Annotated in this window: 11 protein-coding genes; 8 read left to right on the top strand and 3 right to left on the bottom strand. The window is 48.3% G+C overall.

The genetic code is table 11. The features are described from left to right. Nucleotides 1-16 precede the first annotated feature (16 nt). Together DTO96_RS02250 and DTO96_RS02245 are read left to right on the top strand one after the other, a co-directional pair. Nucleotides 17-817 carry a galactosyltransferase-related protein gene (locus tag DTO96_RS02250; protein ID WP_114562012.1) on the top strand — a complete coding sequence of 267 codons (801 nt, stop codon included), beginning with the start codon at nucleotides 17-19 and terminating at the stop codon, nucleotides 815-817. Between the two features lie 46 nt (nucleotides 818-863). Continuing rightward, nucleotides 864-1,658: a galactosyltransferase-related protein gene (locus DTO96_RS02245; RefSeq protein WP_114562011.1), complete on the top strand. Its 795-nt coding sequence runs from the start codon at nucleotides 864-866 to the stop codon at nucleotides 1,656-1,658. 79 nt (nucleotides 1,659-1,737) lie between these two features. Here DTO96_RS02245 and DTO96_RS02240 read toward each other — a convergent pair whose 3' ends face one another. Further along, nucleotides 1,738-4,683, bottom strand: coding sequence for a calcium-binding protein (locus tag DTO96_RS02240; protein WP_192879008.1), 2,946 nt, complete (start codon nucleotides 4,681-4,683; stop codon nucleotides 1,738-1,740). A 224-nt stretch (nucleotides 4,684-4,907) separates the two neighbouring features. Between DTO96_RS02240 and DTO96_RS02235 the strand changes: the two genes are divergently transcribed. Both DTO96_RS02235 and DTO96_RS02230 read left to right on the top strand, forming a co-directional pair. Next, entirely contained in the window at nucleotides 4,908-5,744 is an 837-nt protein-coding gene (locus tag DTO96_RS02235; RefSeq protein ID WP_114562009.1) for a glycosyltransferase family 2 protein, read from the top strand. Between the two features lie 267 nt (nucleotides 5,745-6,011). Beyond that, nucleotides 6,012-6,842 carry a glycosyltransferase family 92 protein gene (locus tag DTO96_RS02230; protein ID WP_114562008.1) on the top strand — a complete coding sequence of 277 codons (831 nt, stop codon included), beginning with the start codon at nucleotides 6,012-6,014 and terminating at the stop codon, nucleotides 6,840-6,842. A gap of 9 nt (nucleotides 6,843-6,851) precedes the next feature. On the opposite strand, the gene DTO96_RS02225 is transcribed toward DTO96_RS02230, so the two are convergent. Together DTO96_RS02225 and DTO96_RS02220 are read right to left on the bottom strand one after the other, a co-directional pair. Further along, entirely contained in the window at nucleotides 6,852-8,264 is a 1,413-nt protein-coding gene (locus tag DTO96_RS02225; RefSeq protein WP_114562007.1) for a tetratricopeptide repeat protein, read from the bottom strand. Nucleotides 8,265-8,292: 28 nt separating this feature from the next. Next, nucleotides 8,293-8,781: a YqaA family protein gene (locus tag DTO96_RS02220; RefSeq protein ID WP_114562006.1), complete on the bottom strand. Its 489-nt coding sequence runs from the start codon at nucleotides 8,779-8,781 to the stop codon at nucleotides 8,293-8,295. A gap of 195 nt (nucleotides 8,782-8,976) precedes the next feature. On the opposite strand from DTO96_RS02220, the gene ilvA reads away from it, so the two are divergent. The 4 genes from ilvA to DTO96_RS02200 all read left to right on the top strand — a co-directional run bounded on the left by ilvA (nucleotide 8,977) and on the right by DTO96_RS02200 (nucleotide 14,311). Further along, nucleotides 8,977-10,530 (top strand): threonine ammonia-lyase, biosynthetic, encoded by a 1,554-nt coding sequence (ilvA, locus tag DTO96_RS02215; RefSeq protein ID WP_225972535.1) that lies wholly within the window; start codon nucleotides 8,977-8,979, stop codon nucleotides 10,528-10,530. A 15-nt stretch (nucleotides 10,531-10,545) separates the two neighbouring features. Next, entirely contained in the window at nucleotides 10,546-11,178 is a 633-nt protein-coding gene (locus DTO96_RS02210) for an MBL fold metallo-hydrolase (protein WP_114562005.1), read from the top strand. A gap of 141 nt (nucleotides 11,179-11,319) precedes the next feature. After that, nucleotides 11,320-13,575, top strand: coding sequence for an Orn/Lys/Arg family decarboxylase (locus DTO96_RS02205; RefSeq protein WP_114562004.1), 2,256 nt, complete (start codon nucleotides 11,320-11,322; stop codon nucleotides 13,573-13,575). Between the two features lie 13 nt (nucleotides 13,576-13,588). Continuing rightward, on the top strand, nucleotides 13,589-14,311 hold the full coding sequence (locus DTO96_RS02200) for a fatty acid desaturase CarF family protein (protein WP_114562003.1): 723 nt from the start codon (nucleotides 13,589-13,591) through the stop codon (nucleotides 14,309-14,311). Nucleotides 14,312-14,346: the final 35 nt, after the last annotated feature.

The following is a 14,346-nucleotide window of genomic DNA, read 5'->3' as shown; positions in this document are numbered from 1 at the left end:
CCACAAAGGATTTCCTATGACTGAAAAATTTTCTCTATTTAATGCCAGCATCATCATGTCGTACCGCGGCAATACCCCTGAGCGCGAAGACAATTTGTACGCAGTGCTCCGCCATTTTGACCTGACCTATACGGACTACACCATTTTTGTCATGGAGGCCGATGCCGCCCCCAAATTTGACTGGAAGCGACTGTCCGATGACAAAATTCGCCATGTGTTTTTTCCCAATGCGGGGCCTTTTCCAAAAGCCATGCTGTACAACACTGGGGCCAAGTTGAGTCAAAGTGACATTTTGGTGTTCAACGATGTGGATTGCATTGCAGAACCCAAAGCCGTGAGCGATTGTGTGCGTGAACTGATTCATTTTCAAGCACATGATGTGCTGTGCCCCTTCTGGGAAATGATTAATGTCACGGGTGCACTCAAACAGCAATTCCTAGCCGAACCGCGCTATGAGATGTTCAACGGCATCACCAAAGATGCGTTGGTGCCTGACACCAGCATTTTGTACGAACGCAATGCAGGTGGAATTTTCATTTTCCGCCGCAAAGATTTCGTTCGCGTGGGTGGTTTAAACATGGCATTCAAAGGCTGGGGCGGCGAAGACAGTGAGCTGCTGCACCGTGCCACCCGCTTGGGTTTGAAATGGTCGTCCCTTGGCACACCGCTGTTTCACATGAACCACGACAGCGTGAATCGTGATGGTTGGCGCGAACAGGCCATGCCCAATGTTGAACTGGGCAACCAAAGTGAACACATGCCCATTGAACAATTACAGGCCTTGGCCGAAGAGCTGCGTCAATTTTTTGTTGCCTAAACGCCTGTCAACAACCATTGACTTTGCATGAACCCCTCCCGCCATCATGAACAAAATTTCTTTACACAACATCGACATCATCATGTCATACCGTGGCAACACCAGTGAACGCGAGGAGAACCTGTACGCCGTACTCCGCTATTTCGACCTCGCCCACTGCGATTACACCATCTGGCTGATGGAGGCCGATGTGGTGCCCAAATTTGACTGGCATCGACTCAGCAACCCACGCATTCAACACGTGTTCACTTACAACGATGGGCTCTTTCCAAAGGCTTATTTATACAATCTGGGCGCAAAAATCAGTCAATGCGATGCCTTGTTTTTCATCGACATTGATTGCGTGCCCAACCCCCACGTATTAAGCAGCTGCATTTACAACATCATGACCACACCCGATAACGATGTGATTTGCCCGTATCACGGCGCGATCAACGTGACGGGCGCCACCAAACAACGTTTTTTAGAATCCCCCAGTTTCGACCATTTCAATGGCATCCATAAAACCGCGCTGACCGATGACACATCGGTCTTGTATGAGGGCAGCATGGGCGGCGCATTTATTTTTCGCCGCAGCGCATTCCTTCGCATCGGTGGCTTAGACACCTCTTTCATCGGCTGGGGCGGTGAAGACAACGAGCTGTTCTTCCGCTCACAACGTTTGGGGGTCAAATGGGTGTCGATGGACACCCCCTTGTTCCACCTGCACCATGACAGCACCAGCCGCGATGAGTGGGTGTTCAAGGCTGAAGCCAACGCACGGCGTGCCTACCTCAGTCAAACCATGTCGATGACCGACCTGAATGCCGCCACAGAAAAGCTCAAACTCTTTTTTGCGTAACAAGCTTTCATAAAAAAAGCCTTGGTTAAACACATGTTCAACCAAGGCTCTTCTATCAATAAAGGCTAAGATCTAAAACTTAAACCCAATTCGCCGCTAAAACAGGGTTCAACGATGTTTGATAGCTGGTTGGTAATGTGGTCGTGCCCGCTGTTGGAATGGTAAATACAGACATCGCACTCACCAACGCATCGACCTTGGTACTGGACAACGTCTTACCATCCGAAGCCTTGATGGTCTCCACTTGGTTGGCTGATCCTGTGTACCAATTGCTGAGGGTCACTTTATCGCTGGTGCCAATCACACTGACCACCAAATTGTTGCCCGTGTGCTGAAACCACAATTGACTGCTGGTCACATTGGTGTCAAACCACAGCAAGTCGCTGTTGCCTGCGGTCGCATCGGTCTCCGTGATGGTATCCGCACCCGCGCCCCGCTGGAACAGATAGGTGTCGTTGCCCACACCGCCTTGCAAACCATCGTTGCCCAAACCACCGTTAAGGGTGTCGTTGCCTGCATAGGCCAACAATTGGTTGGCCAAACTGTTGCCCGTCAATCTGTCATTGGCGGCACCACTGTAAATGCTTTCAAAATTAAGGATAGTATCTGTGCCTGCACCCGTGATTTGAGCGGTTGTGAGGCTGAGGTCGATCGTTAAATCCACCGTTGTGATGTCACGGTAATCCACATAATCGTTGCCTCCAGCCGTCCCACCGATGACGTCACCCGACATGAAATCATTACCCAACCCACCACGGATCGTATTACCTAAGGCATTGCCCATCAGGCTGTCATTGCCTGACCCGCCAAACACATTCTCTATATTCACAAGGGTATCCGTACCCCATGCGCCGGTGTTTTGAGCCGCCGTGCTGTTGAGATCGACCGTCACCACCACACTGGTGCCGCGATAATCCGCCCAATCACTGCCAACCCCACCGTTAAGGCTGTCTGTACCCAGACCGCCTTTCAATACGTCGCCACCATCACCACCACTGATGCTGTCGTTGCCTGAACCGCCATTTAAATTATTGCTCAGCACATTGCCCGTTAAAGTGTCATTTCCTGAACCGCCAACTGCATTCTCGATGTAAGTACCGAAGCCTATGAAGGCTTGACCATCCACCAACAGGTTTGCAGCCGCACCATCTGACAACTTTGTGCCCGCGTAGATCCAAGAACCGGGTGTTAAATCCACATTCACTGCAATGGTTTTGTTCGCAGCTGAAAACGTGTCTGTACCTGCGCCATCCCAAATATAATGGTCATTAAAGCCATAAGTATTACTTTCAGCCCGTAAGTTTGCGTTGACACCATACGCATAGTGCAATGCCGCCAAATCAAATAAACCATACCCTGTACCAAGCGTTGTCACCCGTTGGCCATTAAGAAACTCCTGACCTTTATTATAAGCCATGACACTATAAGCATCGTTGATGTGGAAAACGTCTGCCCTATTGGGCATAATCAAGCTGGTATCCCATGTCTGAGCCACGCCGTTGGTGTCTCGGTAGTTCAAAGCGGACAATTCTCCCGTTTGCTGTATGCCATCCTGATTGTTATCAGAAAAAGCATTGAAATGGTTTAAACCCAAAGCATGACCAAGCTCATGCATCAAAGTATAGTACCCAACAGTTCCTGGCTCAATCGACATGTCCGCTTCCGATGTAGACAGTCGGAGGGTTGATCCATCCCAATATCCCGAATTGTTCGCATATGTTGTTTGGTTATAGAGCTTGATTTGTGCATCATCGTATGAAGCCGTTTCGACAAAAGTAATGCCTGTGTTTTTAGCAAAATGATTGAGTGCTGTTCTAATTTGGTTCTTGACTGCATCCGTGTATGGCACAAACCCAAAAAAACCACTTTGTTGTACGGTGGCAAAACTGTATGTAATGTTTGCTGGCTGCCCCAGACCTTGAGCTTGAAGGGGTGAGTAAGACAGCATGGCTTGAATGAACGCCGCCAATGGTTTAACACCTGTACCATACTGAATGGTCACATCGGGGTCTTGAATGATGTCTTGACCAAGGAAATAGTTATCCACATTGACTTTAACCACATCCCCCACAAACCCATCATCGGAATACAGCCTGTCGTTTATGTCATCAGCCACCAAAGTGTCATTACCCGTTCCAGCATAAAGCACATCAGCTCCTGCGCCTCCGACCAGGCTGTCATCACCATCACCCCCTATCAAGGTGTCGTTACCCACACCACCCATTAAGACATCACTTCCAGCGGCACCAAACAACTTGTCATTATCAGCACCGCCATCTAAATGGTCGTTGCCATCCCCACCATCCAAATAATCGTTGCCCACTAGACCAGATAAACTGTCATTACCCAAACCACCATAAATTTCATCTCGTTTTTCTGCCCCCACGAGTGTGTCATCGCCATTAAAACCAGCAATGACATTCATTTTCCCGCTTACACCCGTTATCACATCACTGACGCCTGTGCCTTTGATGGTATTTTCTAATTCATAAACCATGCCCAAGCTGCTGTAAACTTGTGCTGGTGTTAAAGCAACGCCATTGCTGAATTTGATCTGCTCAATTCGGCCACTGGGTGCAAAATAATTCTTAACCGTCAATTGATCTGAAGTGCCATATTTAATAATCAAATCATCACCAGAATAGCTATACAGCACAGCGGTTGAAGCCACGTCTAAAAACTCAATCACATCTGTTGCATCAACAAACAAGTTGGCATCTGTGATGCTGTCTGAGCCATCCCCGACAGAGAATTTATAAGTATCGCTGCCAGTTCCCCCCTCAAGCACATCATTCCCTTTTCCGCCTTTCAGCACATCGTTGCCATCATTCGCATAAGTGCCATCGGCATTCACAACTGGAGCTGAGTTGCCGCCATACACCGTATCATTGGCATTACCACCAGTCAGCGTATCTGAACCTAAATTACCAGTAAGGATGAAGCTGTCATTGACATATTGTGGATATAATAGAGGGACTTCTAAACTTGCGCTGTTGTTATCGTTTGTTAAATAATACATTGTCATACCGATCTCCATTTAATACTAAATACTTAATAAAAAATATACACTTAACCAACAGTACATTTAAGCACAAAAACCAGAAACCGTCATTTCAAACCCGCTTAAATTAAGTATAATCGTTAGGAATATGTATAAAAAACAACATGAGAATTTTATTTCTCTCTCTGCTGGGCTCAAAGCCCATACAAACAGAGATTTGAACAACCGCATTGACTTTCAGGATAAACATGGACATCGGCATCACCAGCGTTCAACGCGATCGTAACCCATACATCATCGAATGGATTGCCTTTCACCTTTGCGTCGGCTTTAATCGATTTTATATTTATTCACACAAAAGCGTCGATGGCATGAACGAAACACTACACCGCATCGCCAAACACTACCCAGTGGTTGTGAAAGAAATTGATTATGACTTCCCTCAGCATACGGTCTATATCGATTCGGTACACCACCATTTGCCTGAAGTCGATTGGATGGCGTACATTGATGGCGATGAATTTTTATTCCCCGTCCAGCACGCCGACATCAAAGACGCATTAGCGCCCTATCAAGACAAACGACTGTCCGCTCTCGGCGTGTACTGGACATGTTATGGCAGCAGCGGACACCTTGAAGACCCAGATGGGTTGTTATTGGAGCAGTACACCCGGCACAGTCAACCAGACTTTCACGCCAATCGCTACATCAAGTCGATTGTTAAGGGTAAAAAAAACGATCATGTTCAAGGTGTAACCGCCCATATTTTCGCCACCAGTGACGGTACATTCGATGAAAAAATGCGAATTTTAACCAGTCATGAGCTGATGGGAAATGAGCACCCGTCTCAAGAGGTTTTTCGCATCAACCATTACATGACACAAAGCTACGACTTTTACCGTCGCAAAAAATCACAAATGATTCCCCCTGATGGGAACTTCAATTCGATTCGCTCACTCGAAGTCTTTGACAGCCTTGATCGCAATGAGTGCGATGATGGCATTCGCTATAAATTTTTAGTCAAATTAAAACTCAAAGTCGAAGAAATTAAAGCGCGCATCGGTGCACATGCTGCACATCTTTAAAAACATCCTTGCAGTCAAAATCTCAACATAACGTGGTGAAGATATGACCCATAACGGCACCAGCATGCCATATAAGTACGCCATACAAGATAAAAAGATCCTGCCACTCGCCAACCAAGTCAAATCAAAGTGAATATTTATTACAAAAAACCAATTAAAAAAATAAAACTTAATGTAGTATTATAAAAAATACGAGCCTAAAATCGATCACTCACTACTTCAACATCAAGCTCACATTACAACAAATGATTGTTCTAGGAGAAAAAAATGGAGATCGGCATCACCAGCATTCAACGTGATCGCAATCCATACATCATTGAATGGATTGCCTTTCATTTGTGCGTCGGCTTTAACCGTCTGTATATTTATGCACATCAAAGTAATGATGGCATGAGTCAAACCTTGCATGACATCGCCCAGCATTACCCTGTCTATGTGAAAGATATCGATGCCTCTGTTTCCCAACACGAGGCCTATACCGACTCCATCCATCAGTATTTACCTGAAGTCGATTGGATGGCGTATATTGACGGTAATGATTTTTTATTTCCCGTACAGCATGCCAACATCAAAGATGCTTTAACGCTCTATGAAGACAAAAAACTATCCGCACTTGCCGTTTATTGGACATGTTATGGCAGTAGCGGTCACCTCACAGCACCTGATGGCTTGTTGTTAGAGGAGTACACCCGCCACAGTCACCCCCATTTTCATACCAATCGCCAGATTAAGTCGATTGTGCGAGGTCGACAAAACGGGAACGTACAAAACATCAACGCACATTATTTTTCAACAAGCGATGGGACTTGCGATGAGAACATGCGGCCATTAACCCCCCAAGGGTTGGCGAATGACGAGCTTCCTTCACAGAACTTTTTCCGCATCAACCATTACATCACCCAAGGAACGCCCCTCCCACACTCATCGACCCAAATGCCTTTGAATCCTCCGCTCAACACAGCCCATTCAATCGAGCAACTGGACAACCTCGATCAAAATGAATACGATGATGGCATTCGCTATAAATTTTTAAACCAATTGACACTCAAAATCGAAGAAATTAAAGCGCACATTGGAGCAATACACCCTGCTCTTTAGTGCCAAGCGTCAGGGGTTGTAATGCTCATTAAAAATAAAATCTTGTGCATCCACTGGGTCAACAGTGTCAATGTGAATGCTGTGCAATCCTTCGTGCTCCAGGTTGACGTCATTGATGAGTGCACGCGTGAAGTGTTCGGCATAATGGGCATCATAATTTGCGCGCGCTTTCAGTCGATGCGCTTTGAGCACATCCACATGGTTCAGTTGCCGCAAGCCATCAAACAGTTCATCGGGGTGTTTCCAGCGCACCGCTTCAGGGTACATGGCAAAATCACCGCCCAAAATAAACCGAAAGGGTCCCATGCCCAAATGAGACAACATGGGCGTGCCGCTGCCCATGGCCTCAATCGAGGCTTTGTTGCCGCCCGTCGGAAATGATGGCATGTAGACGTCAACACCATAATCGCTCATGGCTTGCCACACCGATTTCACCACGGGCACATAAATGAAACGTTCACGAGGCACACCGTTACTCGCCAAATGCTGCTCAATCTCTGCCATCACTTCAGCCGTCAACTCACCAATGTGCACATGAAAACCATCCGTGGTGCGGATGATGTGTGGAATGAGCTCAACATATTTGTACGGGTAAGGTGAGGTAAACTTGTGATACGCGCCCGATGTGGCAGTGGTCAAACGGCCATTCTTATAAAAACTGTCTTCTGCTCGAACGCCCATGTCAGTGGCTGACAACGGCCAATACACTTGATTCGGCACTTTGAGTTTATCTCGGCACAAACACAATCCTGCCGCATGAAAATCAATGTGGTTCAAATGTTTGGACTGCACACCCAACGAAAATTTATAATCGGCATGGTGTAAAAAATAAGCCGTGCCACTCGGCGCAACAACGCTGGCGGCAACAGCCACGCTGTCATAATAATGGTTGAACAAAAAGGTTTTCGCTGGATTCAACTCTACTATTTTGGTTTGCAGCCAGCGCAACTTTTCGGTCAAATTACCTGTGATGCTGATGTCTGCCTGCGCACCCAAATGTTTCACTTCTTCGACATACAATTGATCGCGATGCACCACAGGATCACCGTTGGCGATGTTGGTCAACAGCACAATGCACCGTCGACCATTGGCCAACTTGATGTAATCCTCCATCACCTTGGTGTGTCCACCTGCAGGGTACATGTACGTAGCGATGAAGAGCCACGGACGCTGCGACTCATATTGTGTTTCTGTCGATGTGTTCGGCTGTGGCTTGGGCGATACTTGCGCCCATGCCACTTCACCCACTTTCGCGCAAATGTCGTCCAAAATTGCGGATGAGAACACCTTGGATTGTGAATGCGGGTGATTCAAAATCAGCTCCGTCACTTGTGTGACCTCACCCAAAGGCGTTTCAAAATGTCCTGCTGCAATGTCGTTGAGTTTATGCTTACGAAATGTTTCTAAATCGATGAAAATCATCGGTGTCTCCCAGACAATTTTATGGTTATTAAAAAATACGCTGCAACAGTGCCTGCCAAAAACCATCTGGAACCCACAACAAAAACGCGGTGGCGACAATAAAACGCACCAGCTTGCCCAGCCCCATCCACAACAACACACCACGCCAAGGCAGTTTCAGCCAACCCGCCATGGCACACAGCGCATCGCCAATTCCGGGCACCCATGACAACAGCAATACAGGAGAGCCCACCCGCTTCAACCACTGCAAATGCTTGACAGGCTTTTGCTTGGCCAACGCATTTTTTGCCCCCCAACCCATCCAATAAGTGACCATACCGCCCAATGTATTGCCCATCGTCGCCACCACAATGGCCAGCCAAAACTGATCTGGATTGAGTTTCACAAAACCAAACAACACAGGTTCAGTGGCCATCGGTAACAACGTCGCAGACACAAAAGCCACCACAAAAATAGCAGGCAATCCAATGTCAGGCAAAGCAAAATAAGCAAGCGCAGTGTTCAACCAATCGGGCATGGGCAACTTTCTCATCAAAATAAGTGTCAGCCCCATTTCACATGCGCATGCAACTGACACTTTTTGTGCACGATGTCAGACAATTAGACGCCGTTCACACAAAATTAAACACTTCTAAAGTATTGTGGGCTTGCTGTGTCGAGGTGAACCTGTTAACCTTGCACTTTATGCTGGCGTGCAACAATTGACCCTCCCATGCGCCACAACTTCATGAGTGCCATTATGCCGCAAATCGACTATTTAAAGAAAATCTTGACCGCTCGCGTGTACGACGTGACGGACGAAACCCCGCTGGAGTTTGCCCCACAGCTCTCGAAAAAGATCAACAACCACGTCTTTCTCAAGCGCGAAGACCACCATGAAGTGTTTTCATACAAAATTCGTGGCGCATACAACCGCATGGCGCAGCTCACCCCCGCACAACTCAAACAAGGTGTGATCACAGCTTCAGCAGGCAACCATGCACAAGGTGTGGCGTTTTCTGCCGCCAAACTCAAATGCAAAGCCATCATTGTTGTGCCTGAAACCACACCTGCGATCAAAATTGAAGCCATCAAACGCTTCGGTGGCGAGTATGTTGAAGTTGTTCAACACGGTGGCTCATACACCGATGCCTACGATCACGCACTCAAACTCGAAAAAGAACACAAGCTGACATTCGCCCATCCTTTTGACGACCCCGATGTCATCGCAGGGCAAGGCACGATGGGCATGGAAATTTTGCGCCAACACCCCACGCATTTGGACGCCATTTTCGTGCCCATTGGCGGTGGCGGCGCGATCGCTGGGATTGCCACCTACATCAAATTGGTTCGCCCTGATGTCAAAATCATCGGCGTGCAAAGTGTCGATTCGGATGCCATGGCGCAATCGATCAAAGCCAACAAACGCGTGACTTTAAAAGACGTCGGCATCTTCGCCGATGGCACCGCCGTTAAATTGGTCGGTAAAGAAACCTTCCGCCTTGCCAAACTGTATGTCGACGACTACATCAGCGTCACCACCGATGACATCAGCACCGCCATTAAAGATGTGTTTCAAGACACGCGCTCCATCCTCGAACCCTCTGGCGCACTTGCGATCGCAGGCATGAAGGCCTATGCGGAACAACACGGTTGGAAAAACAAACATCTGGTGGCCATTGCCTCTGGTGCAAACACCAATTTCGACCGTTTGCGTTACATCGCCAGCCGCGCCGATGCGGGTCAAGCGCAAGAAGCTTTGTTCGCCATGACCATTCCAGAAGCACGCGGGTCTTTTAAGCACCTGTGCGACCTGCTGGGTGAACAACGCAGCATCACCGAATTCAATTACCGCATGAACGACCCTGTGCACGCTCACCTGTTGGTCGGTGTCGCGGTCACTGGACACGGTGACTCGACGAAAATTGCTGAAAAATTCATCAAAAAAGGCATCGCCACCCTCGATTTATCACACAATGAGCTGGCCAAACAACACATCCGTAACATGATTGGCGGTGCATGCACCGGCGCGATCAATGAAATGGTGCTTCGTTTTGAGTTTCCCGAGCGTGCAGGTGTGCTGTTGAACTTTTTGACTTCAGTCTCTTTACACTGGAACATTTCCTTGTTCCAGTATCGCAACCAAGGCGGTGACTTTGGCAGCGTGCTGGTTGGCATTCAAGTGCCGGCCGCAGACCGCGCACAATTCAAAAAATTTCTACCGACACTCGGCCACCGTTATTGGGATGAAACCGACAACCCGGTGTACACCCTGTTTTTGAAATAAGCGAAGAAAAAAACCATGCAAGTGCTCATCATCCCCGTCACTCCTTTTCAGCAAAATTGTTCACTCATCGTCTGCAGTGCCACAAAAGAAGCCGCAGTCGTTGATCCCGGTGGTGACATCGATAAAATTTTGGCGCAAATCGAACACACAGGCGCCCATGTCACACAAATTTTATTGACCCACGGTCACCTCGATCATGCCGCCGCTGCGCCAGAGCTGGCCGCGGCACTGAATGGTGTGCCCATCATCGGCCCACATATTGGTGACAAGTTTTGGTTGGACGGTTTGGACGATCAAGCGCAGCGCTTTGGCTTTGGTCATGCCAAAGCGTTCACCCCGACACACTGGCTCAGTGACGGCGACACCGTGCAAGTGGGCGATCACATTCTGAATGTGATTCACTGTCCCGGACACACCCCAGGTCACGTTGTGTTTCATTCCAAAGAGGCGCAATTGGCATGGGTCGGTGATGTGTTATTCCAAAACTCGATCGGTCGCACTGATTTTCCACAAGGCAATCATGCCGATTTGACTCGCAGCATCAAAGAAAAATTATTGCCTTTAGGCGATGGCATTCAATTCGTACCGGGTCACGGTCCAACCTCGACCTTTGGGCAAGAACGCCTGCATAACCCCCATTTGCTTTAATTCCTTCAAAAATCATCCCGTATTTTTTTGACTTGAGCGTAAAATTACACGCTGCATGCACAGATGGTGACAAGGCACATGCCTTGCACAACAACCTGCATCATTCAAGTTCATTTTTACCCTTTTGTTAAAAGGACAGCCATGAAATTCAATTTTCCCGTCATCATTGTCGATAAAGATTACCGCTCGGACAACATCGCGGGTACTGGTATGCGCGCACTGGGTGAGGCCATCGAAGCCCTTGGCACCGAAGTGGTCGCCATGACCCATTCACGCGACTTCATTGGTTTGGCACAACAAGCCGTGCGTGCCAGCGCATTCATTGTGTCGATCGATGAACCTGAGAATGGCGAACAACATTGCGACGAAATGGCATCACAAACCATCCGCGACTTGCGCAGCTTGGTCACTGAAATCCGTCAGCGCAACGCCGACATCCCTATTTTTCTGTATGGTCGCACACACACCTCACGCCATTTACCGATCGACATCACACGTGAAATGCACGGCTTCATTCACATGTTCGAGGACACCAATGAATTCATGGCGCGCCATATTTTGCGCGAAGCGAAAACCTACCTCGATGATTTATTCCCACCTTTTTTTGGGCGTTTGGTCAATTATGCGCAAAACTCATCGTATTCATGGCATGCGCCAGGGCATTCGGGCGGTGTGGCTTTTTTAAAAAGCCCTGTCGGTCAATTGTTCCATCAATTTTTTGGTGAAAACATGCTGCGCGCAGACGTATGCAACTCCGTCGAAGAATTGGGTCAGCCTTTGCTGCACACGGGTTCGGTGCGTGAATCCGAAGACAATGCAGCGCGAATTTTCAAAGCCGACCACTGTTTTTTCGTCACCAACGGCACATCCACGTCGAACAAAATGGTTTGGCACGCCAATGTGGCGCCGAACGACATCGTCATCGTTGATCGAAACTGCCATAAGTCCAGCCTGCACGCCATCATCATGACGGGTGCCATTCCGGTGTTCCTCACCCCCACACGAAATAAATTTGGCATCATTGGCCCGATCCCAAAATCTGAATTTTCGATGGCAACCATCCAACGAAAAATCAATGAACACCCTTTCATTGAAGATAAAACAGCACAACCACGCCTGTTCGTGCTGACCCAATGCACCTACGATGGCGTGATGTACAACGCGCAAGCAATCAAAAGAATGCTCGACGGTAAAGTGCAAACCCTGATGTTTGACGAAGCATGGATGCCCCACGCGTACTTTCACACCTTCTACGACAACTATTATTCGATCAATGGTGATTCGGGTCGCACGCAATACTCCACCGTCTTCGCCACCCAATCGACGCACAAACTGCTCGCCGCATTGTCACAAGCTTCGCAAATCCTCGTACAAGATGCCGTTGAACAACCGCTGGATCGCCACCGTTTCAACGAGGCGTTCCTCATGCACGCCTCCACCAGCCCGCAATATTCGATCATTGCTTCATGTGACGTCGCCGCAGCCATGATGGAAGGCGAAGGCGGACAAGCCTTGACCAACGACAGCCTGCTCGAAGCAATGGACTTCCGCCACGCCATGCACAAGGCCGATGAAGAATATGCCAACTCATGGTGGTTCAAAGTGTGGGGACCTGACGCATTGCCCGAGCACGGTGTCGGCAAGCAATCCGATTGGGCGATCATGCCCAACGACCGTTGGCATGGGTTTTCAGGTGTCGAAAAAGACATGAACATCCTCGATCCAATCAAAACCACCATCCTCATGCCTGGTTTAGACATCGATGGTGATTTTGCCGACATGGGCATCCCCGCCACATTGGTGGCCAATTACCTTGCAGACTACGGCATCATCATTGAAAAAGTCGGTTTATACTCGATTTTCTTGATTTTCAACATTGGCATCACCAAAGGCAAGTGGAACACGTTGCTGACTGAATTACAGCAATTCAAGGACATTTACGACGACAACAAACCTTTGGTTAAAATTTTCCCCGAATTCATCAAAGAAAACCCCTGCTACGCCAAGCTTGGCATGAAAGACTTGTGCCAGCAAATTCATGAGGCTTATAAAGCCCATGACATCGCTCGCATCCAGCACGACATGTACATCGAGCCCGTCATCCCCGCCATGCGCCCCGCCGATGCATGGGCAAAAATGGCACGCCGTCAATACACGCGCGTGAACGTACTGGATTTGACCACAGAACACATCACGGGTTCACTGGTCACACCGTATCCCCCAGGCATTCCTTTACTTGTTCCTGGTGAACGTTTCAATCAATTGATCATTGAGTTTTTACATTTTGCACTGGAATTTAATGGGCAGTTTCCGGGTTTTGAGCAGGACGTGCACGGTTTGATAAAAACCACGGTTGACGGAAAAATGTGCTATTTCGTTGATTGCGTTGAGGTCTAAATGAGGTGCGACCGTGGCTGAGCCCCAATGGAGCGACAAGCAGATTCAATTTTGCACTGCCATGGTGGCTTATGCCCAAAAACCCATGTACCAACGCATCAACCATGGGGTGTCTTATGCCAACGTCGGTTTACAGGCGGTTTTACTCGGCGCGGCGTGGACAGGGCATGTGTCTGTACTGATGCACGTTGTACTTTTTGTACTCGCCTTCGCCGTGGCGGATTTCGTCAACGGCATGGTGCACCTGTACATGGACCACAATGACCACTATGCCTCACGCGTCGGGCCGTTCATCGCCGCTTTTCACCTGCACCATGACACACCGCGCTATCAAGACAAGCCCATTTGGCGCGTGTACCTCGATGAATCAGGTTACAAAATTTGGCTGTTTTTTGTTTTGGCTTTGACGCTAGTGGTATTTTTGATGGGCATGCTCTCGCCATGGTTGCTGTGTTTTTTAGCATATTTTGGCGTGTTGTCGTCGGCTGCAGAGGTTTCACATTTTTTGTGCCACAACAGCAACGCGCCCGTGGTAATGGCGCTACAAAGATTTTGGCTGGTATTGCCACGTAAACACCATATGCTGCACCACCGCCTCGACAATGTGAATTACGCTTTTTTAAACGGCATGTCCGACCCACTCATCAACCTTTTTGCCAGCCGATTTTGCCGTGGTTACCGTGAAACCACAGATTTACACAGTACCTTGTATCAAAGTACCCTAAACGCAGATTGAACACACATTAAAAAAACGGGCACAATGCCCGTTTT

This window comes from Ephemeroptericola cinctiostellae, from assembly GCF_003339525.1.
Lineage (GTDB): Bacteria > Pseudomonadota > Gammaproteobacteria > Burkholderiales > Burkholderiaceae > Hydromonas > Hydromonas cinctiostellae.
The sequence above is the reverse complement of the archived record's forward strand: the minus strand, read 5'-3'. Positions and strand labels throughout refer to the sequence as shown.